Below are 26,586 nucleotides of genomic sequence, written 5' to 3'. Positions count from 1 at the left end.
CTCTCAGGTTCATTCGTCCGAAGACTTATGAACGTGATCCAACTCAAATTACCTGAATTAACGAGTTCCCAAGATACACGATCAATCTAAACCCTCAGGCCTAAATCTTGGCTCAACGCCGACCGCGTATCCCTTCCATTTGCATATTCACTCTGTTCAATAACCCGCGGCCAGAAAAACCGACCGTAGAGCTCTTTCCTGTATCCGATTCGCATCCGACACAATTAGAAATTATAACTCTTCGATCTGGTGACCGCAACCCCGTGAAGGGCTTTGATGTGACGCTCAGCGGTTCGTTTTGTTTGTGTCCCCGTCTGGCGTGGGGCGGTTTATAGGCCCCTGGAGAAAGGTGCGCAAGGGAAAAATTCAGAAAAAATGTAATTTTTATGAATATTCAATGTTTTCAATTATTTAATCAGAGACTCGCCGCACGGATGAAAGTTAAAGAAGCCTTAAGACCGACATCGATTTTACCCACCAGAGGAGAATTGCAGGAATCCCAGCCGCCCGGAACCATCAAGGCGAGAAAGCGAAGCTGCCCATGAGGAAGAAAACCACCCCACCCTCTCTCCCATTTAAGAACCCTCGACACATCAATCATATGGCGTGATTACATAGTCAACTTCTGATATATCATTGGTATATCTTATTGAACTCATCTGATATATCTGCAATATATATGCAAACATCAGAAGCACCGGCATTGCACCGGCGCCAGCCAATCGTAGGGACGTCACATTTTCGGAGACATGAAATGATCAAACATCTAAGGACCGGTTTCCTGACCGGCATCATCGCGACCGCTATTACCGCGGCAGCCATCCCCGCCAACGCACTGGAACGCGGTGGCACGCTCTCTTTTGCCCGTTATGACGATTCAACATTGATCGATCCGATCTATGCCGACCGCAATCCGGATATCTGGATGGTCTCCAATCTCTATGACACGCTGTTGCGCACCGGAGAAGACGGTAAAAGCCTGGAACCCGGACTGGCCACGGGCTTTGAATGGTCTCAAGACGGCAGGATCATGACTCTCACATTGAAAAGTGGGCTCAAATTCTCTGACGGCAGCGCCATAACCGCAGATGATGTGCTCTTTTCCTTAGAACGGGCACGCAACCCGGAACTTGGCGCCTGGTCCGGTCTGCTTTCCTCCGTGGAGAAAATCGAAGCAAAAGGTGACAAAGTCACCCTGAAACTGAAATCACCCGACCCCGCCCTGCCTTCAATCCTGGCAACTTTCTGCACCGCCATCATGCCCAAGGCCGCCTTCCAGGCTGAACCCGGCCAGACAGATCAGGAAAAAGCCCAGGCCTTTTATGCCAATCTGCCAGTAGGTTCCGGTCCGTTCGTCCTGGAAAGCCATAAGCGCGGCACTTCCATGACCCTGACCCGTAACCCGCATTACTGGCGCAAAGGCGAAGATGGCAAGCCGCTGCCCTATCTGGACGCGGTTAAATTTGTCATCATCCCGGATGATGCAACGCGGGTCCTGAAACTGCAGGCCGGTGAAATTGACGGCGCGGAATTCATTCCCTTCTCCCGGGTCGATGAATTGCGACAGGATCCGAACCTCAAGGTGGAGCTGTTCGATTCCACCCGGATCAACTATATGCCGATCAACACCCGGGAAAAGCTGGCGGACGGCAGCCCCAATCCGCTGGCCGACACCAAAGTACGCCAGGCGTTGAACCTGGCCACCAGCAAAGAAGCCCTGCTGAAACTGGTGAATTACGGCAACGGCAAGCCGATGACCTCGCTGATGTCCTCGGCAACCCAACTGCATTACGGCCCGGACCCGCTCTATCCCTATGACCCGGCCAAAGCCAAAGCGTTGCTGGCGGAAGCCGGTTATGACAACGGTTTTGACGTGACCATCACCACCCTGGCCGGCAGCGCCGATGACGCGACCCTTTTCACCGCCCTGCAGCAGATGTGGGGGGCCATTGGTGTCAAAGCCAAGGTAGAGCAGGTCGACAACCCGACGAGGGGGGCCAAAAACCGTAGCGGCGAATTCCAGATTCACACCTATGGCTGGGTCAATGATGTCAACGATCCGGCCCAGGTCACCGGCTGGCTGGGCTATTACCCGACGCGCAAGGCGGTTGGCACCGGCTGGAATGATGCACGCTTCAACAAATTGTTCGAAGCCTCCAGCAGCGAAACCGACCCGGCAAAGCGGGCCGCACAATATAAGGAGATGCAGGAGATTTACGCAGCCTCCGCGCCGCTTCTCTTTCTCTATGAAACACCGTTTTCGGTTGCTCTGAGCAAGCAGGTGGAAGGCTATCGCCAATCACCGCTCGGCAATAACGAGTTTTCCAAGGCCTGGCTGAAACGCTAAGGGCCGGTCATCCCCCGGGGGCCGGCCACCTCCCTGCCGGCTCCCCTGGGGGATCTCTTTTCCGAACGGATCTTCCATGTCTTCCATCAGCTATCTCTTTTCACGCCTGTTGCAGATCGTGCCGACCTTTCTTTTGGTCATGATCTTCATTTTCCTGCTGGTGCGCCTGCTACCCGGCGACCCGGCCATAGCCATGGCCGATGCCAAAGCCACCGAAGCCCAGCTCGAACAGATCCGGCATAATTTGGGCCTGGACCAACCCATGCCCATCCAGTTTGCCAAATTTGTCGGCAATGTGCTAACCGGGGATTTGGGCAATTCCATCCTGCAGAAGGCCCCGGTGTTGGCCGTGATACAGGATCGCCTGCCCGTGACACTATTCCTGGCCGGCTATTCCATGGCGCTGGCGATCCTCTTTTCCGTACCGCTGGCCTTTGTCGCCGCCCTCTACCGGGACCGCCTGCCAGACCTTCTGATCCGAAGCATATTTCAGATCAGCCTTTCCATGCCGGTCTTTTATATTGGGCTGATCCTGCTCAGCATTTTGGCGGCACGGCTGAAATGGCTGCCGGTTGGCGGATACGGGGAAACCTGGGCTGAACATTTCAGCCATCTGCTGCTGCCGGCCCTGACCATCGCGTTTTATAGCTCTGCGATTATCCTGCGCAATCTGCGCACCTCTGTCATTGAGGTGCTGGATGCGGAATATATCCAGTTCGCCCGGGCCAAGGGCCTGCCGCAGCGTCTGGTGTTGTTCCGCCATGTGTTTCGCAACGCACTGATCTCGACCGTCACTCTGCTGGGCCTGTCCATCGGCAACCTGATGAGCGGCACCCTGGTCACCGAAACCGTCTTCGCGGTGCCGGGCCTGGGCCGGCTGATGCTCGATGCCATCTTTGCCCGGGATTATCCCCTGATCCAGGGCCTGACCCTGACCTTCGCCGTTCTGGTCTCGCTGGTTTTCCTGGCGACCGACATGTTTCAATCCTGGCTGGATCCGAGGTTGCGTAAATCATGACCGCTCTGACCCTTTCCCGCTTACCCGCCCCGGTCCTCCAGGCCCTGGCGCGCCCGGCTTTCCTGATCGGCGGCGGCATCATCCTGATGTCTACGCTGTTCGCGCTCTTTCCCGCAGCTTTTGCCCCCTATGATCCGCTCGCCTTCAATTATGCGGCCATCCAGCAGCCACCCAGCCTGGCCCATCCGTTTGGCACGGATAATTTCGGCCGGGATATCCTGTCCCGGGTGATCTGGGCCTATCGGATCGACATGATGATCGCGCTCTTTGCCACCATCTTCGCCCTCTTGATCGGCGTGACCGCCGGCTCCCTGGTCGGCTATCACGGCGGCTGGGCCGACACGATCTTCGGCCGCTGTGTGGATGCGGTCATCACTTTCCCCTTTCTGGTGCTGGTTATTGCGGTCGTTGCCATGCTGGGGCCGGGTTTGATCAATATGTTTGTCGCGATCACCCTGGTGAACTGGGTTTATTACGCCAGATTGATGCGGGCCGAAGTGATGACACAGACCGCCCATGATTATGTCAGTGCCGGACGGGTAATGGGCTATTCCAGCGGCCGGATCATCTTCCGCCATATCCTGCCCAACGCAATCACGCCGGTGCTGACCTTCTGGATGACAGATATGGCACTGGCAATCCTGCTGGGATCCAGCCTGGGTTATCTGGGGCTTGGTGCCCAGCCTCCCCTAGCCGAATGGGGTGTCTTGATCGCGGAGGGGCGCAATTTCATTTTCACCGCCTGGTGGATGAGCCTCTGTCCCGGCATCGCCATCGTGCTGACCGGGCTGGGTTTCAGCCTCCTGGGCGATGCCGTCGCCGATATGCTGCGACCGAAAGGATGAACACCATCATGAGCGGATTGATCCAACGAGAATCCCGGGAAAATGCCCTTCCCGAAACGGCAAACAGGCCCGCCCTCTCGGTCCAGGGCCTCAGCACAAGCTTCACCAAACAGGGGCGTGACTTGAAGGCGGTCAATAATGTCTCTTTCGACCTGGCCCCAGGCGAGATCCTGGGGTTGGTCGGAGAATCAGGATCCGGCAAGAGCATCACCCTCCGTTCCCTGATCGGCATTGTCCGACCCCAAGGCCGGATTGACGGCAGTGTGCTTTGGAAAGGCCGGAATCTGGTGACGATGAATGAGCCCCAGCTGCGCAAAATCCGGGGGCGTGAGATCGCCATGATCTTCCAGGAACCGATGTCGTCGCTCAACCCACTGCTGACCATTGGCCTGCAGATCACGGAAAACCTGAAGGCCCATACTTCATTGGGCCGACAGGAACGGCAGAAACGCGCCATCGAGCTCCTGGACCTGGTTGGCATTCCTGCCGCCGCCTCCAGGCTTGATGATTATCCCCACCAGTTTTCCGGCGGCATGCGCCAGCGCGTCATGATCGCCATTGCGCTGGCCTCCAACCCGGAATTGCTGCTGGCGGACGAACCGACCACCGCGCTGGATGTAACCATCCAGGACCAGATCCTGCGCCTGATCATGGATCTGCGCACAGAGTTGAACATGGCGGTGATTTTGGTCACCCATGATCTGGGCGTGGTTGCGCAAAGCTGTGACCGGGTCGCGGTCATGTATGCCGGCCGGATCATCGAGAGTGGATCCGTCGGCACCATTTTGAAAGCCCCCCAACATCCCTATACCTTGGGCCTTCTGCAGTCGGTCCCGCAGGATCAGCCACCGCGCACGCCACTCTTTTCCATCGATGGCACCCCGCCGGCGCTGGATGATATGCCGACAGGCTGTGCCTTTGCCCCCCGATGCCAGCAGGCGCAAGGCACATGCTTAGAAAGCGCACCAGATTTCTCTTTGGTCGGCAGTGGGCATGCAGCCGCCTGCCATATCCTGGAAACGGCCCGCCCTTCCCTTGGAGAAAACAAATGACCCTGCACCCCAACCCACTCTTCTCCATCCAGGATCTGACCCTGCATTTTCCGCTGACACGCGGCCTGGCCGATCTGGTGCTGCGACAGCCCGCACGTGAAGTCCGCGCTCTGAACGGTATCAACCTGGAAATCAGCCAGGGGGAGACCTTAGGGATCGTCGGCGAATCCGGTTGCGGGAAATCCACACTGGCACGCTGCCTGGTGCGACTGTTGGATCCGACCAGTGGCACGATCCGGTTCCAGGACCAGAATATTGCCAATTTCAAGGGCACGGAACGCCAGACCTATAACCGCCAGGTCCAAATGATTTTTCAGGACCCCTATTCCTCGCTCAACCCGCGCATGACCGTGGGGCAGATCCTGGACGAGGCTTTGAGGGTACATGAGATGCGGCCCGAGACAGAGCGCCCTGCCCGGATCGCGGAATTGCTTGATCTGGTGCGCTTGCCACGCAATGCGGCGGAAAAGCTGCCCCATGAGTTTTCCGGTGGCCAGCGTCAGCGCATCGGCATTGCCCGCGCGCTGGCCGTGGAGCCGATCTGCCTGGTGGCGGATGAGCTGGTTTCCGCGCTGGATGTCTCGGTCCAGGCACAGGTTGTCAATCTGCTGCTGGAATTGCAGGAAGAGCTTGGCCTGACGGTGCTGTTCGTCGCCCATGACTTACGCCTGGTCCGCCATGTCAGTCATCAGGTGGCGGTGATCTATTTGGGATCGATTGTTGAAATCGGCCCGTCGGAAACCCTCTTCAGGGCACCGACCCATCCCTATTCCCAGGCGCTTCTTTCAGCAGCCCCCTCGCTCAACCCGGAAGAACGGCATGATAAGCCGGCCATCAGCGGCGAACTGCCAAGCCCGCTTAACGTGCCGGCCGGCTGCCCCTTCCATGTCCGTTGCCCCCTGGCAACGGCCCGGTGCACATCCGAAAAACCCCTCTTGAAACCGCTTCCCGGCGGCGGACAGGCCGCCTGTCACCATGCCGAGACAAGCGTTGGAGAAAGAAAACAATGAGTGAACCCCAGCATCCGGACAGCATCACCGGCACCAGACTCGCCGCCCTCAGGGCCGAGCTTTCAGCCCGTCAGCTGAGCGGTTTTGTCATTCCCCGGTTTGATGCCCATCAAGGCGAATATATTGCGCCCCATGATGAACGTTTGGCCTGGCTCACCGGTTTCACAGGCTCCGCCGGGCTTGCGATTGTGACTATGGAAAAAGCGGTTCTCTTCATTGACGGACGCTATACGGTTCAAGCAGCCGATGAATGTGATCCGGACTGGATCCGATTCCGTCATCTCCAAGAAGCGCCACCGGAAAACTGGATTGCTGAAAATCTGCAGACGGGTGACCGGCTAGGGTTTGATCCGATGCTGATCCCTCCCGCCTGGCAAAAGCGCTTTTTAAATGCCTCAGACAGCGTGTCCGCGCACTTGATCGCGGTTGAGGGGAACCCCGTGGATGCGGTCTGGAAAGACCAACCCCGCCGGCCACAAGGATCGATCTTTCCCCTCTCCCCCGAGCAAACCGGCAATAGCGTCGCGGCCAAGGCATCTCTGATCGCAGGAAAATTGCGGGACAAAGGGGTCGATCTGCTGGTCGAGACACAGCCCGATAATATCGGCTGGCTGTTGAATCTGCGCGGCAGTGACGCCGACTATATCCCCGTCCCCCATTCCTTCCTGCTGCTGGACAGCGATGGTGCCCTCGAATGGTTTGTCGATCCCGCCAAACTGCCCCAGGACCGGTCCGGCTTTGAACTGACAGAGGTCGACATGCGCGGGCCGGACCTGTTCCTGCCCCGGCTGGCAGAACGATCAGCATCCAGTCACCGGGTCTGGATCGACCCGGATTACAGCCCCTATGCGGCGGAGATGGCCGTCCATCATGCTGGGGGCGAAATTTTATCCGAACGAAACCCTATAACCATGCAAAAAGCGGTCAAAAACGAGGCCGAACTGGCTGGCATGCGCCGGACCCATCTGGAAGATGCCATTGCCTGGTGTGAGTTTCTGGCGGAGCTGAATGACCTGGTCACGCGCGGGATCAACGTCACCGAGCGCCAGGCGGAAGCAATGATCGAGCGTCAGCGAAAGGAACGGCCCGGCTATCTGAATCCCAGTTTCCACACCATTTCCGCATCCGGGCCCCATGGCGCGCTTTGCCATTATGCCGCGACCCGGGAAAGCGACCGCGTGCTCTCCCTGGACGAGATTTATCTGGTGGATTCCGGAGGGCAATATGCCGATGGCACCACCGATGCCACAAGGACCTTCTATTTCGGCAGCAATCCCGCCGCCGAATATGCCAAGCTCTATACCTTGGTCCTGAAAGGGTTCATCGCCCTTTCCACATTGCGTTTTCCCAAAGGCACCCAAGGCCATCATATCGATGCCGTCGCCAGAAGGCCCCTATGGGAACATGGGCTGGATTATGACCATGGCACCGGCCACGGGGTCGGCCATTGCCTGAGCGTTCATGAACAGCCTCAACGGATCGGCAAACCCCACAATCCGGTGGATTTACGCCCGGGTATGGTGGTCACTATTGAACCCGGTTACTACCGTGGCGGTGCCTTCGGTATCCGGATCGAAAATGAAGTGGAGATCGTGCAGGAGATGGACGGCTTCATGGCCTTCCGCCCGTTGACCCTGATTCCAATCCAAAGCAGGTTGATTGACTGGTCATTGCTGGACCTGGCCGAAATCCGCTGGCTGAACCGCTATCACGCTAATGTTCGGGATGCCTTGGCCGGAAAACTCTCTGTCCGGGCCAGCGCCTGGCTGGCCAAGGAAACCGCGCCAAAGGGTTAGAAGCCTAGAGCAGCCCCAATGCCTTCAATTCTGCCGCCATCTCCGGCGGCATCTGATCGTCGCCGCCCGCGCCGTCCAGATCGGGCGGTGCATCTTCCGCCTTCAGATAGCGCCAGCCCTGAAATGGCCGGTGCGGCCAGGGATGGGTCTTAATCACCTCATCTCCCAGCATGATCCGGCAATAGGGTTTGTCTTCTGGATTTTCCGGCGGATGCTCTTCAAAGCCGATGATCGGCTGGCGCGCGACCATCACGCCCTTAATGATCCAATAGAGCGATCCGCCCTGTAGCAGTTCTTCAGCACGCTTAGGCCAGGACCTAGTCACATGCCAGATATGGCCGCCACGCCGCGCGCGCATCATATCTTGCCAGGCGATCATACTGTCCACCGATTCCGAGCCAACACTCAATTTGCGAAGATGCAGTGAGCCTGGAACAAAATCAGCGTCTTTAGCCATGGAAATGAACTACCTGAGAATAAGGGCCTCAGCCTTTGGCCATGAGCGCCCGGGATACCTTGGAGACCGGCGGACGGCCGATGATTTCGGATATATAGCGGCCAGCCGCCACCAGCGCGTCAAAATCAACACCCGTTTCCACCCCGCAGCCCCGGAGCATATACAAGACATCTTCTGTTGCAACATTTCCCGACGCCCCTTTTGCATAGGGGCAGCCGCCGAGCCCGGCCACCGAGGAATCAAAAACGCTGACCCCCATTTCCATCGCCGCATAGATATTGGCGAGCGCCTGGCCATAAGTGTCATGAAAATGGCCCGCCAGTTTATCGACCGGCACGTCTTGCCCGACCGTTTCGATCAGCCGCTTTGTTTCCTGGGCCGTGCCGACCCCGACCGTATCGCCAAGGGAAATCTCATAACAGCCCATATCCAACAGGGTCTTGGCAACCTCCGCCACTTTCACCGGGTCGATGGAACCCTCATAGGGGCAGCCCAGCACACAGGATACATAGCCACGAACCCGGACATCATGTGCGCTGGCCGCCTCCATGATCGGTTGGAACCGTTCCAGGCTCTCGGCAATGGAGCAGTTAATATTCTTCTGGGAAAAGGATTCGGAGGCCGCCCCGAAAATGGCCACTTCCCGAACATCACAGGCCATAGCGGCATCAAAACCGACCATATTGGGGGTCAGACAGGGATAGGCGACCCCGTCCAGGCGGTTGATGCCCTGCAAAACATCCTTACTGTCAGCCATCTGCGGCACCCATCGGGGGGAGACAAAACTGCCGGCCTCCACGGCTTTCAGACCACTGGCGGACAGCCGGTTGATCAATTCCACCTTTTGCGCCGTTGTCACCTCGGCCTGTTCATTTTGCAGGCCATCCCGGGGGCCGACCTCAACAATTTTCACAAAATCCGGCAATGCCATTGTTAATCCTCCAACCCCGCCTGCCTGCGCCAGACCTGCCGCATTTCCGGGGTGATCGCCCGCCAGGGAATATCCGCCAGCGCGCCATTCAACGCATAAAGCATATTCAGGCTGACCCGGTCCGGGAACATGAATTTCAGCCTTCCATAGGCGTCCGCCGCCCCCATCTCGCGCAAATCAGCCACCGTCTCAATGCCCGCTTCCTTCAATAGGGCCGCACTGGAAGGACCGATATTGCGCAATGAGGACAGAGTATGCGCCACTTATCCTCAAACCTCTTCAAAAGAAATCAGCTCATCCCCTTCGGCCACCTGGTCGCCGACAGCAAAGCGCACCTCTGCCACCACGCCATCATGGGGTGCCGCAATCGTGTGCTCCATCTTCATCGCTTCTACCACCATCAGAGCCTGGCCTTCCTCAACGCTCTCACCTGCATTCACCTTAACGGCCGTGATCTTGCCCGGCATCGGGGCCGTCATACGACCACTGCCGCCTTCTTCCTCACCGGCAGCCGCCATCGGATCAATCAGGGTCAGACGCTGGGTCCGGTCGGCGCCGATCACGGTCAGAGCGCTTTCGCGCAGATGGACGGCACGTTTTGCCTTCACACCATTAACCTGGGCAGTGAGATCCAGCCCCTCTTCCCTTACCGCGGCGAAACTCAACACCTCATCCGCGATGCGGAAATGATAGTCCTGCCCGTCAATCTCCGCATGGACCATCACCGGTTCCGATGCTCCCATTGGCTGTAGGCGGATATCGGTGTTGCTGGTATCATTCAAGCGCCAATTGTCTGTCCGGCCCCAAGGCGACCAAGGGTCTGCCGAATGGTCAGCTTCGCTCCGCGCCTGCCGGTCCCGCTGGCGCAACAGAGCCAGAGCGGCAAAGGCGAGATCATGAACCGATGCCCCTTCGCCTTCATTCGGCAGAAGGTCGGTTTCATATTTTTCGATGAAAGAGGTATCCAACAGACCAGAGCCAAAAGCCGGATGGCCCGCCGCCTTTTTCAGGAAATCACGGTTCGTGACCAGACCAGCCACCTCAGTCTGTTCCAACGCCCGAACCATTCTGCGGATCGCTTCCGACCGATCCGCCCCGTGGGTGATCACCTTGGCGATCATCGGGTCATAATGCATGGAAACTTCATCCCCGGCACGCACCCCGGAATCGATCCGCGCGATCGCATTCGGCGTTTTAAAATGGTGCAGCCTGCCAATCGCCGGGAGGAAATCATTGGCCGGATCCTCGGCATAAAGACGGGCTTCCAACGCATGGCCGGTGCAGGTGATCTCGGACTGGGCTTTCGGTAGCGGCATTCCGCTGGCCACCTTCAACTGCCAGGCCACCAGATCCTCGCCGGTGATCATCTCAGTCACCGGATGTTCCACCTGAAGCCTGGTATTCATTTCCATGAAGAAGAAGGCACCAGGAACGCCGTCTTCGGAGGTTTCCACGATAAACTCCACCGTGCCAGCCCCCTGATAGCCGATGGCCAGCGCCGCATCGGTTGCGGCTTTGCCCATCTCGGCACGTAATTCCTCGTTCATACCCGGTGCAGGCGCTTCTTCCAGGACTTTTTGATGGCGACGCTGCACTGAACAGTCACGTTCGAACAGGTGGACCGCCTGGCCGTGGCTGTCGGCAAAGACCTGCATCTCGATATGGCGTGGGCGGGTCACAAACCGCTCGACCAGGACATGATCATCACCAAAAGCGTTGACCGCCTCACGCTTGCAGCTTTCCAGGGACGCGGCAAAATCAGCGGCCTTTTCCACTAGCCGCATGCCCTTGCCGCCACCGCCCAACGACGCCTTGATCAGGACCGGATACCCCATCTTATCGGCCTCCGCCGCCAGGAAATCCGGATCCTGGTTGTCACCATGATAGCCCGGTACCAACGGTACCCCGGCCTTATCCATGATCTCCTTGGCCTGGCTTTTGGATCCCATGGCCCTGATCGCATCCGCCGGCGGCCCAATGAAGATCAGGTCATTCTTGGCGCACAGATCAGCAAAACCGGCATTTTCCGAAAGAAACCCATAGCCCGGATGGATAGCCTGCGCACCGGTCTGTTTGGCCGCCTCAATAATCCGTTCACCCAAAAGATAGCTTTCCCGTACCGGGGCCGGGCCGATATGAACCGCTTCATCCGCCAGAGCCACATGCTTCGCGCCACAGTCAGCATCGGAATAGACCGCAACGGTGGCAATCCCCATCGACTGTGCTGTTTCAATGACCCGGCAGGCAATCTCGCCCCGGTTGGCAATCAGGATTTTTTCAAACATTAGTTATCCCCTTCCACCCAGGCGGGTTTGCGTTTCTCTAAAAAAGCGCTCAGGCCTTCCTTGCCTTCGTCACTGGCGCGGATATCCGCGATCCGGTTGGCGGTGTCTTCAATGACTTCCGCGCTGATCGGCCGGTCGACAGCAAAAATCAGGTCCTTGGCCGCCCCAACCGCATTTGGACCTGCCGCCAGAAGTGCACGGATGATCTCTTCACCCTTTAACTCCAATGCATCCCCGGTCACCATCTCATGGATCAACCCCAGACGGTGCGCGGTCACAGCATCAAAACGCTCGGCGGTCAGGAAATAACGCCGTGCCGCCTGTGCGCCGATTGCGCTGACCACATAGGGGCTGATCACAGCGGGAATAAGGCCTAGTTTGGTTTCCGACAGACAAAAACTTGCCCGGTCCGAGGCAATGACAATGTCACAGCAAGCCACCAGACCGACACCGCCGCCGTAAGCCGCCCCCTGTACCAGGCCAATCACCGGTTTGGGCAGAAAATTGATTACCTTCATCAATTGGGCCAAGGCACGGGAATCTTCCAGATTTTCCGCCCGGTCATAGCCCGCCATGCGTTTCATCCAGTTGAGATCCGCCCCGGCGGAGAAGCTTTTCCCATCGGCGGCTAGCACAACCACGCGGACTTCCTCATCATTGCCAAGCAGAGTGAAGGCCCCGGTCAGGCCTTTGATCAATTCATCGTCAAAGGCGTTATGTTTGTCCGGGTTGGACAAGGTGATGCGGCCAACCGCGCCATCCTTGGTGACTTTGTATTTCTGTTCGATCATCGCTCGCCCCTTTTACATCCGGAAGATGCCGAACTTGGTCGGCTCGATCGGCGCATTGAGCGCCGCGGAAATGCCGAGCCCCAAGGTGGTGCGGGTATCCGCTGGATCAATGATGCCATCATCCCAAAGGCGCGCGCTGGCATAATAGGGGTGGCCCTGATGCTCATATTGCGCCCGGATCGGGTTCATGAAAGCCTCGCGCTCTTCCTCTGACCAGCTCTCGCCCCGGGCCTCCATACCATCCTGCTTGACCTGGGCCAGGACGCTGGCCGCCTGCTCGCCACCCATGACGGAAATCCGGGCATTGGGCCACATCCACATGAAGCGCGGGCTGTAGGCGCGTCCGCACATGCCATAGTTACCGGCCCCAAAGGAACCACCAATCACCACAGTAAATTTCGGCACATTGGTGGTGGCAACTGCGGTCACCAGCTTGGCGCCATCCTTGGCGATACCGCCGCTTTCATATTTCTGGCCGACCATGAAACCGGTGATGTTTTGCAGGAAGACCAGTGGAATGCCGCGCTGAGAACAGAGCTCGACAAAATGAGCGCCTTTGAGCGCGCTTTCGGAAAACAGGATGCCGTTATTGGCGACAATCCCCACCGGATACCCCCAAAGCTTGGCAAAGCCACAAACCAGGGTGGTGCCGTAAAGCTGTTTAAATTCATCAAATTCGGATCCATCCACGATGCGGGCGATTACCTCGCGCACATCAAAGGGCTTTCTGGAATCCGCCGGGATCACGCCATAGAGCTCGCTCGGATCATAAAGCGGTTCGCGAGGTTCAGAAACCTCCAGGCTGACCTGCTTGGGCCGGTTCAACGTGCCGACAATTTTGCGCGCGATTGAGAGCGCATGGGTATCGTCCTGGGCATAATGGTCGGTTACGCCGGATGTCCTGGAATGGACATCCGCGCCGCCCAGATCTTCGGCCGAAACTTCTTCTCCGGTTGCCGCCTTCACCAGCGGCGGCCCGCCTAGGAAAATCGTGCCCGTGCCTTTCACAATGACACTTTCATCGCTCATCGCCGGGACATAGGCGCCGCCTGCCGTGCAGGATCCCATCACCACCGCGATCTGCGGGATACCCTTGGCCGACATATTGGCCTGGTTATAGAAAATCCGTCCAAAATGATCCCGGTCCGGGAAGACCTCATCCTGGTTCGGCAGGTTGGCGCCCCCTGAATCCACCAGATAGATACAGGGCAGGTTATTCTGGTCGGCAATTTCCTGGGCGCGCACATGTTTCTTAACCGTGATCGGATAATAGGTGCCGCCCTTGACGGTGGCATCATTCACCACGATCACGCATTCCCGGCCCGCGACCCGGCCGATCCCGGTGATCACCCCACCCGCCGCAATATTGGCGTCATACATGCCATGAGCAGCCAGTTGAGAAAACTCCAGAAAGGGGGATCCCGGGTCAAGGAGCATGCGCACCCGGTCCCGGGGCAAAAGCTTGCCCCGTGAGAGATGTTTGTCGCGCGCCTTATCGCCTCCACCCTGCTTGATCGCCGCCACCTTGGCTTCGAGATCCTCCACCAGGGCCTGCATGGCCTTCCGGTTCTCTTCGAAATCATCGGATCTCGGATTGATCTTGGAATGGATTGCCGACATCTGTTTTCCCTCTCAAACATGCCCGGACCAGCGCCATGGAGATCATTCCACAGATACGCCGCCCTGCCATCAATCTTCTTCTGACTTTCTATCCGCAGTTTACGTTAACGTAAAGATAAAATCGGGAAAACGGGTAATTTTATTGCGAGGATAATTGGAGCCAGCCCAACGAGAGAAATCGGTCGCCTCTATCGATTTTTTAGGCAATCGACGCTCTTGTCCCCATCATCCAGGAAAGAATAGCAAAGGGCGAGACAGGGTTGTCCCTTATCTCGTCCTTTGCACATGCACCGCTATTTCGCCCAAGTCATAATGATCCGGCCCTTTTTACCCCGAACATTAAGCCGGTCGAATGCCGACAGATGATCCGAGAAGGAATAGACCTGATCAATGACTGGTTTGATATCGCCGGATGCGATCCAATCAGCCGCTTTCTCCAGGCGTTTGCCGTCGCCTTCCATGACCATGAGATAGCCAACCTTAACGCTTTCAGAATTGCCGCCATTGGCATCATCGGGTAGGGCCGGCACGAATTTGCCTACATTGGACAACAGTGATTCGCATTGATCCAGGCGAAAACGCGTCGACAGATCAAGGATGATATCATAGTTGCCGGGCAGGCCGTCCAAGGTCTCCGGATCAAAATCCGGTAAATGATCCGCCCCTAATTCAGCAACAAAATCACGCTGCACAGGGGAACAAAGGGCCGTGATCTCGTAACCCAGCGCCTTGGCCACCTGCACCGCATATACACCGATGCCTCCGGCCGCGCCGATGATCAACACCCTGCCCGCACCCGTTACGGGGCGCATATCTTCAAACACATTGAGCGATGTCAAAATGCCAAGCGGTAATGCTGCCGCCTCTGTCTCTTTCAGGCCCTCGGGAATAGGGGCTAGATAGCTTTCCGGTACAGTGATGAATTCCGCATGGGTTTTCCAGCCGGTAATGAGATGCACATAACCATAGACCCTGTCACCCGCGCCAAAAACCGCGCCCTGGCTAACCACTTCACCGGAAAATTCCAGCCCCGTCCGCACCGGCTCCTGAACGCCAAATTCATCATAATAACCATCATAAACACCGTCTGCACTCTCCCGGTCATAGGGATTAACACTGGCCGTATGAACCCGCACCAGAACATCCCCTTCGCCGGGCTCCGGACTTTCCAGGTTATCAACCAAAGCCATCCGACCCTTTTCTTCTCGGATCAATCCTTTCATAGTTCCCTCGCTGAATGAGTTAAGATGATCCTTATTTAGGTCATTCGACCTATTTTACAACATACAAAACTGAATTAGTTATGAATTCTGAAAAACCACTTCAAAAACAAAGACGTAGTTCCAAAGCAGAAGAAAAGCGCCAGCAGATTTTGTCGGCGGCCATGACCTTGTTACACCGCGGCGGTTTGGAAAACATGTCCATGCGCATGATCGCCGACCAAGCCGGGATCAGCCTGGGCAATCTGCAATATCATTTCAAAACCAGGCCGGAGATCCTGGAAGTGCTGGCCGACCGGTTTCTGGATGATTTTTTTAGAGATTGTCACGACAATTTGCAGAAAATTCCGGAAGCCAGTCTGGAAGATGCTTTTGAAAAGATGCTGACCTTGGAGACCGGTGAGCAGTGCGCCATTGTCTTCAAGGAGCTTTGGGCGCTTTCACATCGGGACGAAACCTGCCGGGAACAGCTTTGCCGACATTACCGCAAACTACATGGCTTGCTGCTTGAATGGTTGGCCAACATTCTTCCCGACAACACCGACCAAAGCAATGTCACCGCGATCGTGGATCTTCTTATTGCCCTGCTGGAAGGGTATTGCGTCACCGCCCCCTATCTCAAACCCGATGCCAGAATACAGGCCAAACGGCTTGCTGGCTTAACCCGTCAGATGATTGGATAACCGACCGGTTTGAAAGGAGGTCTATTGCGAATCAGTAGTCAGCGCGCAGTTACGCCCGGCCTAACTACCAGCCGCCCGACTCCAACCATTTTTCAAGCTGCGGCAGATGGTCGACACCCCAAAATGGTTCGTCACCCACGATGAAATAGGGCGCACCAAAAACACCGCGATCCAAGGCAGCCTGAGTTTCTTCCTTCAACTGATCCTTGATCGCCGGATCAGCCATGGCCGCCTCCGCTTCCGCCCAGTCGATGCCGTGGGTTTCGCATATGTTTCGGATCACCGCTTTGTCACTGATATCGTGCCCTTCCCCAAAAATCCCGTGATAAAAGGCGAGAGACAGGCGCTTGCGCTCTGCCTGATCCTGATGGCCCGCCCATAGGATAATCCTGGCGGCATTCACCGTTAGCTGGGGGAATTTTTCCGGGAAATTGAGCGGCAGGCCGTGTAACCTTGCTGTCCGGGCCATATCATGGCGGGCATAGGCCCCTTTCTTTGGATAGAAAACCAGTGGCTGGGTGCCTTCTTCCTTGAAAACGGCTCCCAACATGAAGGGTTTCCATAAAACCTCGCGCTCATGACGCGCCGCCACATCCTCAATCAGATGGGCGCCGATATAGCCATAGGGAGATGAGAGGTCATAGTAAAACTCGATGGGATCTGACATTGGAAACTCCCTCTTATTCAATCCGCGGACAGGCCGCGCGCGATCACCATTTTCTGGATATCGCTGGTGCCTTCATAAATCTTGCATACCCGGACATCGCGATAGATCCGCTCGACCGGGAAATCCTTCAGATAGCCATAGCCGCCATGAACCTGGATCGCATCCGACACCACCCGTTCAGCCATCTCGGTCGCAAACAGTTTTGCCATCGATGCCTGCTCGATACAGGGCTGGCCGGCGTCCCGCAGACTGGCCGCATGCAGGACCAGTTGGCGCGCGGCATTAACCTGGGTCGCCATTTCCGCCAGACGGAAACCAACTGCCTGATGCTCGATGATCGGCTTGCCCATGGTCACACGTTCCTTGGCATAGGCAACCGCATGATCCAGCGCCGCCTGGGCCATGCCAACCGCCTGCGAAGCAATCCCGATCCGGCCGCCTTCCAGGTTGGAAAGCGCTATCCGGTATCCCTGCCCTTCTTCGCCCAACATCAGGTCCGGGGTCAGCTCCATATCCTCAAAAACCAGCATGCAGGTGTCTGACGCTTTCTGACCCAGCTTCTTTTCCACGCTGGCAACCGTGTATCCGGGCGTATCGGTCGGCACGATAAAGGCGCTCAGCCCCTTCTTGCCCGCCGCTTCATCGGTGACCGCAAAGACAATGGCCACATCGGCATTTTTACCGCTGGTGATGAATTGCTTGGTTCCATTAAGCACCCATTTATTGCCATGCTTACGTGCTCGGGTCTTGATCGCGGAGGCATCCGATCCCGCATGGGGTTCGGTCAGGCAGAAGGCCCCCAGCTTTTCGCCCCGGGCCATCGGTTTCAGAAACCGTTCTTTCTGCTCTTCCGTGCCAAATTTCAGGATCGGCATGCAACCGACGGAATTATGAACGCTCATGATGGTCGAAACCGATCCGTCCCCGGCCGCGATCTGTTCCAGGCACATGGCATAGGCCACATGATCGGTGCCGGCCCCATCATATTCCGGCGGCACCAGCATGCCCATCATGCCAAGCGCACCCATCGCCTGGAGTGCATCGGCGGGAAATTCTGAATGCTCATCCCACCGGGCGGCATTCGGGGCCAACTGTTCCTGGGCAAACTGACGCCCCATATCGCGGACCATCTGCTGTTCTTCAGTAAGGATCATCGGGATCAGACCTTTTGTTCGAAACGGTTACCAGTCTATGGCCGAGCCATCATAATCAAAGAAGCGGCCGTTATAATCCGCCTGCTGACCGGGGCCCGCCTGATCGACGGTCTTGCGCATGCCAGAAACACTGGTCTCCACGTCAATATCAGCGGCCTCCCCGCCCATATCCGTTTTCACCCAGCCCGGATGCAGCATAATGCAAGAGATACCGCGCGGCGCCACATCGTGGGACAGGCAACGCACCGCCATATTCAAGGCCGTTTTTGATGACCGGTAGGCAATTGAGCCCTGGCCATATCTCGCCAGGGAAGCCATCTTTGTGCTGGTGAAGGCCATCACGCGCCGGTCAGACGCCGCCACATTGTCGATCAACATCTCCGCCAGTCGAATGGGGGCCACGCAATTCACCCGGAAGCTTTCCAGCCAGTCTTCATCCGGCAGCTTTGCCAGATCCTTGCCCTTGTCCAGGAAGACACCGGCATTGTTCCAAAGAACATCAATCGGCTCATCCCCCAGCTGATCCTTCAGCGCTTTGATGGAATGCTCGTCCCCCACATCCAAGCGCACGGGATGCGTGCCTTCCGGCACAACCGCACCGCCATAACGCCTGGCGGCATAAACCTTCCAACCGGCGGCCTGATAACTGGTCGCCAGAGCCTGGCCAATCCCACGATTGGCACCCGTGATCAAAATTGTCGGCATTCCCACCCCCGTTAAAGTCAATCCCCGCGGTTGACGCCAGGCCCCCTAGAGCCGGTTTCCTGCCACCATTTCCGCTTTGTATTCTTTACCAAAACTCGCCCGCCAGCTGACCCGATCGCCGGAACCGGTCATTTCATAACAGTCCCAGCCCCGCCCCCAGTGAGAGCAATATTCATCACCGTCAACCCGCCAACGCCCCTGTTCGCGCCGACCGGATGCACTGACATAGAGCGTGCCGCCCCTGTCATCGAAATACTGTTTGGCACCATCATCATAAAGCGCCGTCCGGTTTTCCAGGGCCGACTTTATATCAGCCCCGACAAGCCGGATCTCTTCCGCCATTCCCGTGCCGGGAAACATGCTTCCCAAGCTGACCAGGATCAGCAAGATACGTATTTTGAAGGAAAGTCCCCGTATCATCACTTATTCCCGCCTGATCCTGACATCCAGACAAGACTATAGGCAGGCAAATGCGGTTTCATCCAATGATTATTGTGTTTTCCCATTCACGCTTTCTTTAGCGCTCCAATAGGTATCCCAGGCTTCCGGATGTTCCCGGCGATCAATGCCGCTGCGGCGGTCCTGTCCACCAAAGCTGCGTTGCAGACCGCGGCGATCTTCACTATCCCGACGTTCCAATTTTTCCCAAGCTTTCATCTGCCGCTGGCCTCCTGTGTGACGTTACCGGTCTTCGTGTGCCCACGATTCCAGGTATTATAGCAAAAAAGGGGGGCGAAATCCAAAAAACACCGCCCCTTTTGTAACCGCCCTTAACGTGTTTCTTCGAAAATCTCCCGGCCGATCAGCATGCGGCGAATCTCGGATGTGCCTGCGCCAATCTCATAGAGCTTGGCATCACGTAAAAGGCGGCCTGTCGGATATTCGTTGATATAGCCGTTGCCACCCAGGATCTGAATTGCCTCCAGCGCCATCCAGGTCGCTTTTTCCGCTGAATAGAGGATCGCACCGGCGGCGTCCTTCCTGGTGGTCTCGCCCCGATCGCAGGCCTTGGCCACCGCATAGACATAGGCCTTGGTGGCATTCATCGTGGTATACATATCCGCGATCTTGCCCTGCATCAGCTGAAATTCGCCGATCGCCTGACCAAACTGTTTGCGTTCATGTATGTAGGGCAGCACCACATCCATGGCCGCCTGCATGATCCCGGTCGGCCCGCCGGAAAGAACCGCGCGCTCGTAATCAAGGCCGCTCATCAGAACATTAACGCCCTTGCCAAGGCCCCCCAAAATATTTTCTTCAGGAACCTCACAATCCTCAAACACCAATTCACCAGTGTTGGAACCGCGCATGCCCAGCTTGTCCAGTTTTTGCGCCACGGAAAAACCCTTGAAGCCTTTCTCCACCAGGAAGGCAGTAATACCACGTTTGCCCGCCTCCGGATCGGTCTTGGCATAGATCACCAATGTGTCGGCATCCGGGCCGTTGGTAATCCACATTTTGGTGCCGTTCAGAACATAGCGGTCGCCTTTCTTCTCCGCGCGCAGCTTCATGGAAACCACGTCGGAACCGGCACCAGGCTCGGACATGGCCAGTGCCCCCACATGCTCACCCGATATGAGTTTCGGCAGGTATTTCTGTTTCTGCTCTTCCGTGCCGTTTCGGTGGATCTGGTTCACACAGAGATTGGAATGCGCGCCATAACTCAACCCCACACTGGCGGAGGCACGGGAGATTTCCTCCATCGCGATCACATGCTCGAGATAGCCCATACCGGACCCGCCATATTCCTCTTTCGCAGTGATTCCCAGCAAGCCGAGGGAACCCATTTTCTGCCACAGGTCGGCGGGGAAATCATTCACCTGGTCAATTTCAGCCGCACGCGGCGCAATCTCGTCCGCGGCAAAGGATTTGACCGTGTCACGGATCATCTCGGCGGTGTCACCCAGATCGAAATTCAGGCTTGGATATTCATTGGGGATCATGTCTGGAGCTCCAAAGGATCATATCATCAAAAAAAATTCAGTTGCTCTTCGCAGGCGACGGCCCGTCTGAGGCCCCCGCCATGGTCATCAGGGTACAAAGCGCCGTGGCACAGAGCTTCTCCCGCCCGTCCTTGACGGCAAAGACATCGGCCTGGCAGACCGTCAAGGTCCGACCGGCCCGCAAGACACGGCCCCGCGCAACCAGTTGCTCTCCATCGCCCGGCGCGACAATATTCATTTTATATTCAACAGTGAGGACCGAATCCTCCGCCCCCATCAGGGAAAAGGCCGCATAGCCGCCCGCATTATCCGCAAGCGTTCCGATCACGCCGCCATGGAAATAGCCATGCTGCTGGCAGAGATCGTCCCGGTAAGGCAACCGGATCTCAACGCCCCCGGCCTCCACAGAGGTCAATTCCGCGCCAAGCGTTGTCATGAAGCTCTGACGTTGAAAGCTCTCCGCCACACGTTTGGCGAAATCCGGATTGCGGGTCTTGAAGTCAGGCATGGCCCGCAGCCTCCAGCCCGGCACGCAGTCGGATGTATATCTCATCCGGGAATTTGCAGCCCCGGCGCTCAATCCGGTCGAGACAAATCGCCGTGTTGCGGATGAAGGCACAATCGTCACGGGAATTGCTGTTCACCATGCGGTGCTCGAACTCGATCACTTTTTCCGTAACGCTGATCAGGCGGGACCAGATTTCAATCTGGGCACCGGCATGCAATTCGCGCTTATATTGAACGGTCTGTTCAAGCGCCGCCATGCCGATATTGCGGCTTTCGAACGCCTCATTACTCAGGCCGAATTCCGCCAGAAAATGCCAGGTGGCCTCGTCAAACCGGCCCACATACCACATCACATTCATATGCCCCATATGGTCGCAATGCCAGGGGTAGACGGTTCCCTTAAAAGTCAGGATTTCATCGCTCATTCTGCCGCCTTCCCCTTTTTCATGTCGGTCAGGCGCTGACGGCAGACAGCCTCCACCGCATCAAGCTCAGAGAGCGTCATCTCGATATCATTCAGTTTTTCCTGCAGATCGGCGCGGCGCATTTCCAGCTTCTCCAGGAAATGCTCCAACTGCCCCACCTCGCCCGGCTGCTCGTCATACATATCGATGATTTCACGGATCTCTGCCAATGAGAATCCCAAACGCTTGCCACGCAGGATCAGGCGCAGACGAATGCGGTCCCGCAAGGAAAATATCCGGTGCTGGCCACGCCGTTCAGGCATCAACAGCCCCTGATCCTCATAAAAGCGGATGGTCCGGGTGGTCACCTCGAACTCGGAGGCCAGATCGCGGATCGTATATTCCGAAGCCATGAAATCCTTCCTGTCTGCGCAGGCATGTGCGCCCTGTGACAGGAACATTAATTTACCTTTACGTTAACGTAAAGTGTTTTTTGACCCCACCACCAACCGATCTAACTGGAGCAAGCCGCCAGAGGTGTCAGCGATCCATCTCTGCCGCCAGCATGGTCAGCGCCGGGGATAACAGGCCTTGGTTATAAAAACCATCCTGGCCGACATCCTCGTCATCACCCCCATCCAGGCCCATGGCCGCATACATATTGCGTTCCGCCTGAAGCTTGCGCAACTGACCCAGCACATTGCGGGTAGCGTCAATCGCCCTGGCATCGCCACCTTCTTCCGTCAGATGCTTAAGCTGGGCCTCATATTCCATGATCCAATCATAGCTACGGTCCCGGCGTCCGGGCAGCCCGAGCGTGCTGTTGATGAAAAATAGTGGCGATTGGTGAAAAATCGGATCCTCGGCAAAGGGCAGATTAGAAAAATCAAATCCGAGCAGGCTGGTTTCCAACCCCTGGCCCATACCGGCCTTCATCAAATCCCCCGCCAGCGCGATCACCTCGCGCACAGACATGCTGGAAAGATCATAGGCCTCCGCCAGGCCCGGCAAATCTGTGATTGCCGGATCCTTCGCCGATCCCGGCAGGCCATACCGGCCCATAAAGGAATTATAGAATTCTTCGCGGCCCTTTTGCCGCGTCATATCGGCATTGTCGGGATCAACGGAAACCGTGCGGCGCATTGCCTCGAACTGGGTGGCCACGCGCATTACTTCTGCATTGCTGCGTTCCATGGGTTATCTCCTTCTGTATGGTAAGGAGACAAGCAACAACCCTGCCAGATGGCTAAGATTACCGCCTTTTCAAACCGTTACAAAAGCACCCAGGCCGCCAACCCCAAGAAGGAAAAGAAACCGACCACATCGGTGATGGTGGTCAGGAAGACAGTCGAGGCAATGGCCGGGTCTTTGCCCAGCTTCTCCAGCCCCAACGGGATCAGGGTGCCGGCCAGGCCGGCTGCCAGCATATTAACCACCATGGCACAGGCGATCACACCGCCAAGGGCGGGATCCTGGAACCAGGCCCAGGAGACCAGCCCCATGAGGATTGCAAACAAGATACCGTTAATGCCGCCGACCAGAACCTCTTTGCCGACAATCCTGAAGGCGTTGGAGGTGGTCAGTTCGTTGGTGGCCAGCGCGCGCACGGCAACCGTCAGGGTCTGAGTGCCCGCATTACCGCCCATGGACGCCACGATCGGCATCAGGATGGCCAGGGCCACCACCTTTTCCAGCGCTGTTTCAAACAGTCCGATCACCAGACTGGCCGCAATCGCAGTGCCCAGATTGACCAGCAACCAGGAAAAGCGCAGACGGGTTGTCTCAACCACGTCGGAATAAAGGTCATCCTCCTTCACCCCACCAAGCTTGAGGATATCCTCTTCATGCTCTTCATCGAGAACCTCGACGATATCATCCACCGTGATCACCCCGACCAGGCGGCCGCCCTCTTCCACCACAGGAGCTTCAACCAGTCCATATTGCCGGAACAGATAGGCCGCATCCTCCTGGTCCATATTGACCGGGATGATCTTCATATCCTCCCACATGATATTGGCAATCGGGGTCGGGCGTTTGGTGCGCAAAAGCTTGGAAAGCTTCACCATACCCACCGGATGGTGAGATGGATCCACAATGATCAGGTTGTAGAAATCATCCGGCAGTTCGATTTTCTTGTCGCGCATATGGTCGATGGTCTGCCCCACGGTCCAAAAGCTTGGCACCGTGACCACTTCGCGCTGCATCAGACGCCCAGCGGATTCATCCGGATAAGAGAGATGTTTTTCATAAAAGGCGCGGTCTTCCGCCGGAATGGCATCCAGCAGCTCCCGCTGTTCTTCTTCATCGAGATCCTCAAGGAAGTCGATCGCATCATCGGAGGCCAGATCATTGACGATCTCGGCCATCTTTTCGGTATCGAGATCCTCGACCACATCCTCTCGGACGGTATAATCCAGATGGCTGTAGACTTCCGCATCGAACAAATCCCCCATCAGTTCGATGAGTTGTTCACGCTCGCCACCCGACAATTGCTCCAGCAGATCGGCAATATCCGCCGCGTGGAGGGGTTCCAGCAAGGCCTGGAAGTAATCGACCGGCTTGCTTTCCAGCAGGCCTACTTCGATATCGTCGATCAGTTCCTCGGAGAGGCCGTATCGATCCAGCGCATCAACATCAATTTCCTGCGCAGTTTCTGTTGCGTCCACGGGCCCCTCCCCTGTCGGTCGGTTGTTTTTATGTCCGGATCAGCTTTGATCCATCTCGTGTTTCTGCGCATCCGCCACAGCTACTGCCGTCATATTGACGATCCCGCGCACCGTCAAGGACGGTGTGAGAATATGGACCGGCTGCGCCGCCCCGACCAGGATCGGCCCGACAGACAATCCGTCGCCCAGCATCTTAAGCATATTGTATGAAATATTCGCGGCATCCAGATTCGGCATGATCATCAGATTGGCCTCACCGCTCAATTTCGAATCGGAGAGGAAGCTCTCGCGCAATTCTTCATTCAGCGCCGTATCCGCATGCATCTCACCTTCGACCTCCAGATCCGGATAATCCCGCTGCAGGATTTCCACCGCCTCGCGCACCTTGACCGCAGATGCCTTTTTCGAAGAGCCGAAATTGGAATGGGACAGCATGGCGATCTTGGGCTCGATGCCAAAGGTCTTCACCTCTTTCGCCGAAAGAACCGCCATTTCCGCCAGCTCGACGGCTGTCGGCTCTTCGGTCACATGGGTGTCGGAGATGAAAACAATACCCTTGTTCAAAACCAGCATATTGATGGTCGACAAATCCCGCACGCCTTCCGCGGTACCGATCACTTCCTGAACATGGCGCAGATGTTTGCCAAAAAGACCGATGGTGCCGCAGATCATGGCATCCACCTCGCCACGTTTTAGCATCAAACAGCCGATCACCGTGGTTCGGGTGCGCACAACAGTACGGGCAAAATCCTGCGAAATGCCGTTCCGGCCCAAAAGCTGATGATAAAGCTGCCAATATTCGCGGTAGCGCGGATCATTCTGCGGATCACAGAGTTCGAAATCCTCATCAATTCTCAGGCGCAGCCCCAGCTTTTCGATACGATTGGCGACCACATCGCGCCGCCCGACCAGAACCGGTTTGGCAATGCCGTCATCAACAATGAACTGGACCGCACGTAAGACGCGCTCTTCCTCACCCTCGGTGAAGACCACTCGCTTGGGATTTCGGATCGCCCGGTCGAAAATCGGCTTCATCACCGTCCCCGAGCGATAGACAAAACCGCTCAGCTTTTGCTCATAGGCTTCCATATCTTCAATCGGGCGGGTGGCAACGCCACTATCCATCGCCGCTTTTGCAACCGCCGGTGCAACTTCCAGGATCAGGCGCGGATCAAAGGGTTTCGGGATCAGATATTGCCGGCCAAAACCGGACAGGTCGTCAGACTTATAGGCATTGGCGACAATATCAGAAGCTTCTTTCCTAGCCAGCGACGCGATCGCCTTCACACAGGCAACCTTCATTTCCTCATTGATCTCGGTCGCGCCAACATCCAGCGCGCCACGGAAGATAAAGGGGAAGCAAAGAACGTTATTGACTTGGTTGGGATAGTCCGAGCGGCCGGTGGCCATAATGGCATCGGGCCGAACCGCCAGCGCCTCCTCGGGAAGAATCTCAGGGGTCGGATTGGCCAGTGCCAGGATCAAGGGATCCTTGGCCATTTTCTTGACCATTTCGGGTTTCAGCACCCGGGGCGCGGACAGCCCCATGAAGACGTCCGCTTCGCCAATCACATCATCCAGGCTGCGCGCGTCTGTTTCTTGTGCGTATACACCCTTATATTCGTCCATCAGGGCTTCTCGGCCTTTATAGACCACGCCTTCGATATCACAGACGGTGATATTCTCACGCTTGGCGCCCATGGAAACCAACATGTTCAGGCAAGCCAGTGCCGCTGCTCCCGCACCGGAACATACTATCTTCACATCTTCAAATTTCTTGCCGACAATTTCCAGGCCGTTATAGACCGCCGCTGCGACAATGATCGCGGTGCCGTGCTGATCATCATGGAAGACCGGGATATTCATGCGCTGGCGCAGGCGTTTTTCAATCTCAAAACACTCGGGCGCCTTGATATCTTCCAGGTTGATGCCGCCAAAGGTCGGCTCCAGGGCGGCGACCACATCACAGAATTTGTCGACATCGGTCTGATCGACCTCGATATCGAATACGTCGATCCCGGCAAATTTCTTGAACAAAACCGCTTTGCCTTCCATCACCGGTTTCGAGGCGAGCGGCCCAATATTGCCCAGCCCCAAAACGGCCGTGCCGTTGGAGACCACACCGATCAGATTGCCGCGCGCGGTGACAGAGGCGACCTCGTTGGGATCATCCTTGATCAGGTTGCAAGCCGCAGCCACACCGGGGGAATAGGCCAGACTCAAATCGCGCTGGTTGGCCAGCGGCTTGGTCGCCTGAACGCTCAGCTTTCCGGCCGGAGCCATCCGGTGATAATAAAGCGCTTCCTTTTCGATATCTTCCGCCACGTTGGACCTCGTTCTCTCTGATGGTTCGCCTGCCTGCCAACCGGCGGCGGCTGATTATCCCTTGTCCGGCCTACCATAAGCATTTTGCCGAAAAGAAAAAGACGCAAAACAGGGGCTTTCCGGCGCATTCATGCTTTTCACGCATGGTGATATGCTGGGT

Annotated in this window: 26 protein-coding genes; 7 read left to right on the top strand and 19 right to left on the bottom strand. The window is 56.7% G+C overall.

Annotation, left to right across the window (positions count from 1 at the left end):
* Positions 1 to 754 precede the first annotated feature (754 nt).
* The 6 genes from DFP90_RS08835 to DFP90_RS08810 all read left to right on the top strand — a co-directional run bounded on the left by DFP90_RS08835 (position 755) and on the right by DFP90_RS08810 (position 8,068).
* Positions 755 to 2,347 (top strand): ABC transporter substrate-binding protein, encoded by a 1,593-nt coding sequence (locus tag DFP90_RS08835; RefSeq protein WP_115936084.1) that lies wholly within the window; start codon positions 755 to 757, stop codon positions 2,345 to 2,347.
* Between the two features lie 76 nt (positions 2,348 to 2,423).
* Entirely contained in the window at positions 2,424 to 3,365 is a 942-nt protein-coding gene (locus DFP90_RS08830; RefSeq protein ID WP_115936083.1) for an ABC transporter permease, read from the top strand.
* On the top strand, positions 3,362 to 4,210 hold the full coding sequence (locus DFP90_RS08825; protein WP_115936082.1) for an ABC transporter permease: 849 nt from the start codon (positions 3,362 to 3,364) through the stop codon (positions 4,208 to 4,210). Before DFP90_RS08830 ends, DFP90_RS08825 begins: the two co-directional genes overlap by 4 nt.
* Before the next feature lie 8 nt (positions 4,211 to 4,218).
* Positions 4,219 to 5,262 carry an ABC transporter ATP-binding protein gene (locus tag DFP90_RS08820; protein ID WP_115936119.1) on the top strand — a complete coding sequence of 348 codons (1,044 nt, stop codon included), beginning with the start codon at positions 4,219 to 4,221 and terminating at the stop codon, positions 5,260 to 5,262.
* Positions 5,259 to 6,272 carry an ABC transporter ATP-binding protein gene (locus DFP90_RS08815; RefSeq protein WP_115936081.1) on the top strand — a complete coding sequence of 338 codons (1,014 nt, stop codon included), beginning with the start codon at positions 5,259 to 5,261 and terminating at the stop codon, positions 6,270 to 6,272. The genes DFP90_RS08820 and DFP90_RS08815 overlap by 4 nt, the downstream gene beginning before the upstream one ends.
* Positions 6,269 to 8,068 carry an aminopeptidase P family protein gene (locus DFP90_RS08810; protein ID WP_115936080.1) on the top strand — a complete coding sequence of 600 codons (1,800 nt, stop codon included), beginning with the start codon at positions 6,269 to 6,271 and terminating at the stop codon, positions 8,066 to 8,068. The genes DFP90_RS08815 and DFP90_RS08810 overlap by 4 nt, the downstream gene beginning before the upstream one ends.
* A gap of 4 nt (positions 8,069 to 8,072) precedes the next feature.
* On the opposite strand, the gene DFP90_RS08805 is transcribed toward DFP90_RS08810, so the two are convergent.
* The 7 genes from DFP90_RS08805 to DFP90_RS08775 form a co-directional block, all read right to left on the bottom strand.
* On the bottom strand, positions 8,073 to 8,525 hold the full coding sequence (locus tag DFP90_RS08805) for a DUF1489 family protein (protein ID WP_115936079.1): 453 nt from the start codon (positions 8,523 to 8,525) through the stop codon (positions 8,073 to 8,075).
* A 28-nt stretch (positions 8,526 to 8,553) separates the two neighbouring features.
* Positions 8,554 to 9,456: a hydroxymethylglutaryl-CoA lyase gene (locus DFP90_RS08800; protein WP_115936078.1), complete on the bottom strand. Its 903-nt coding sequence runs from the start codon at positions 9,454 to 9,456 to the stop codon at positions 8,554 to 8,556.
* A gap of 2 nt (positions 9,457 to 9,458) precedes the next feature.
* Positions 9,459 to 9,719 (bottom strand): TfoX/Sxy family protein, encoded by a 261-nt coding sequence (locus DFP90_RS08795; protein ID WP_115936077.1) that lies wholly within the window; start codon positions 9,717 to 9,719, stop codon positions 9,459 to 9,461.
* A gap of 6 nt (positions 9,720 to 9,725) precedes the next feature.
* Positions 9,726 to 11,741, bottom strand: coding sequence for an acetyl-CoA carboxylase biotin carboxylase subunit (locus DFP90_RS08790; RefSeq protein WP_115936076.1), 2,016 nt, complete (start codon positions 11,739 to 11,741; stop codon positions 9,726 to 9,728).
* Positions 11,741 to 12,532: an enoyl-CoA hydratase/isomerase family protein gene (locus tag DFP90_RS08785; protein ID WP_115936075.1), complete on the bottom strand. Its 792-nt coding sequence runs from the start codon at positions 12,530 to 12,532 to the stop codon at positions 11,741 to 11,743. The genes DFP90_RS08790 and DFP90_RS08785 overlap by 1 nt, the downstream gene beginning before the upstream one ends.
* Positions 12,533 to 12,544: 12 nt before the next feature.
* Entirely contained in the window at positions 12,545 to 14,152 is a 1,608-nt protein-coding gene (locus tag DFP90_RS08780) for a carboxyl transferase domain-containing protein (protein ID WP_115936074.1), read from the bottom strand.
* 293 nt (positions 14,153 to 14,445) lie between these two features.
* Complete coding sequence (locus tag DFP90_RS08775; protein ID WP_218044619.1) at positions 14,446 to 15,342, bottom strand: NAD(P)-dependent alcohol dehydrogenase; 897 nt, start codon at positions 15,340 to 15,342, stop codon at positions 14,446 to 14,448.
* 113 nt (positions 15,343 to 15,455) lie between these two features.
* Here DFP90_RS08775 and DFP90_RS08770 point away from each other — a divergent pair, with 113 nt between their 5' ends.
* Positions 15,456 to 16,055 (top strand): TetR/AcrR family transcriptional regulator, encoded by a 600-nt coding sequence (locus tag DFP90_RS08770; protein ID WP_115936072.1) that lies wholly within the window; start codon positions 15,456 to 15,458, stop codon positions 16,053 to 16,055.
* A 64-nt stretch (positions 16,056 to 16,119) separates the two neighbouring features.
* Here DFP90_RS08770 and DFP90_RS08765 read toward each other — a convergent pair whose 3' ends face one another.
* The 12 genes from DFP90_RS08765 to DFP90_RS08715 all read right to left on the bottom strand — a co-directional run bounded on the left by DFP90_RS08765 (position 16,120) and on the right by DFP90_RS08715 (position 26,426).
* On the bottom strand, positions 16,120 to 16,722 hold the full coding sequence (locus tag DFP90_RS08765) for a 2-hydroxychromene-2-carboxylate isomerase (RefSeq protein ID WP_115936071.1): 603 nt from the start codon (positions 16,720 to 16,722) through the stop codon (positions 16,120 to 16,122).
* A gap of 17 nt (positions 16,723 to 16,739) precedes the next feature.
* Positions 16,740 to 17,876, bottom strand: coding sequence for an acyl-CoA dehydrogenase family protein (locus tag DFP90_RS08760; RefSeq protein ID WP_115936070.1), 1,137 nt, complete (start codon positions 17,874 to 17,876; stop codon positions 16,740 to 16,742).
* A gap of 27 nt (positions 17,877 to 17,903) precedes the next feature.
* Positions 17,904 to 18,581, bottom strand: coding sequence for an SDR family oxidoreductase (locus tag DFP90_RS08755; RefSeq protein ID WP_115936069.1), 678 nt, complete (start codon positions 18,579 to 18,581; stop codon positions 17,904 to 17,906).
* Positions 18,582 to 18,626: 45 nt separating this feature from the next.
* Positions 18,627 to 19,001, bottom strand: a complete 375-nt coding sequence (locus tag DFP90_RS08750) for a hypothetical protein (protein ID WP_115936068.1) — start codon at positions 18,999 to 19,001, stop codon at positions 18,627 to 18,629.
* Positions 19,002 to 19,070: 69 nt separating this feature from the next.
* Positions 19,071 to 19,238 carry a hypothetical protein gene (locus DFP90_RS22805; RefSeq protein ID WP_181905260.1) on the bottom strand — a complete coding sequence of 56 codons (168 nt, stop codon included), beginning with the start codon at positions 19,236 to 19,238 and terminating at the stop codon, positions 19,071 to 19,073.
* 113 nt (positions 19,239 to 19,351) lie between these two features.
* Positions 19,352 to 20,524 (bottom strand): isovaleryl-CoA dehydrogenase, encoded by a 1,173-nt coding sequence (locus DFP90_RS08745; protein WP_115936067.1) that lies wholly within the window; start codon positions 20,522 to 20,524, stop codon positions 19,352 to 19,354.
* A 37-nt stretch (positions 20,525 to 20,561) separates the two neighbouring features.
* On the bottom strand, positions 20,562 to 21,032 hold the full coding sequence (locus DFP90_RS08740; protein ID WP_115936066.1) for a PaaI family thioesterase: 471 nt from the start codon (positions 21,030 to 21,032) through the stop codon (positions 20,562 to 20,564).
* A complete protein-coding gene (locus DFP90_RS08735; RefSeq protein WP_115936065.1) occupies positions 21,025 to 21,456 on the bottom strand; it encodes an acyl-CoA thioesterase in 432 nt (143 codons plus the stop codon). The genes DFP90_RS08740 and DFP90_RS08735 overlap by 8 nt, the downstream gene beginning before the upstream one ends.
* Positions 21,453 to 21,848 carry a MerR family transcriptional regulator gene (locus DFP90_RS08730; protein WP_115936064.1) on the bottom strand — a complete coding sequence of 132 codons (396 nt, stop codon included), beginning with the start codon at positions 21,846 to 21,848 and terminating at the stop codon, positions 21,453 to 21,455. Before DFP90_RS08730 ends, DFP90_RS08735 begins: the two co-directional genes overlap by 4 nt.
* 127 nt (positions 21,849 to 21,975) lie before the next feature.
* Positions 21,976 to 22,629, bottom strand: coding sequence for a hypothetical protein (locus DFP90_RS08725; RefSeq protein WP_115936063.1), 654 nt, complete (start codon positions 22,627 to 22,629; stop codon positions 21,976 to 21,978).
* Between the two features lie 77 nt (positions 22,630 to 22,706).
* Positions 22,707 to 24,101 (bottom strand): magnesium transporter, encoded by a 1,395-nt coding sequence (gene mgtE, locus DFP90_RS08720; RefSeq protein WP_115936062.1) that lies wholly within the window; start codon positions 24,099 to 24,101, stop codon positions 22,707 to 22,709.
* Between the two features lie 39 nt (positions 24,102 to 24,140).
* On the bottom strand, positions 24,141 to 26,426 hold the full coding sequence (locus DFP90_RS08715) for an NADP-dependent malic enzyme (RefSeq protein WP_115936061.1): 2,286 nt from the start codon (positions 26,424 to 26,426) through the stop codon (positions 24,141 to 24,143).
* Positions 26,427 to 26,586: the final 160 nt, after the last annotated feature.

This window comes from Aestuariispira insulae, from assembly GCF_003385955.1.
Taxonomy (GTDB): Bacteria; Pseudomonadota; Alphaproteobacteria; order UBA8366; family Aestuariispiraceae; genus Aestuariispira; species Aestuariispira insulae.
This window is presented reverse-complemented; position numbering and strand designations above follow the sequence as displayed.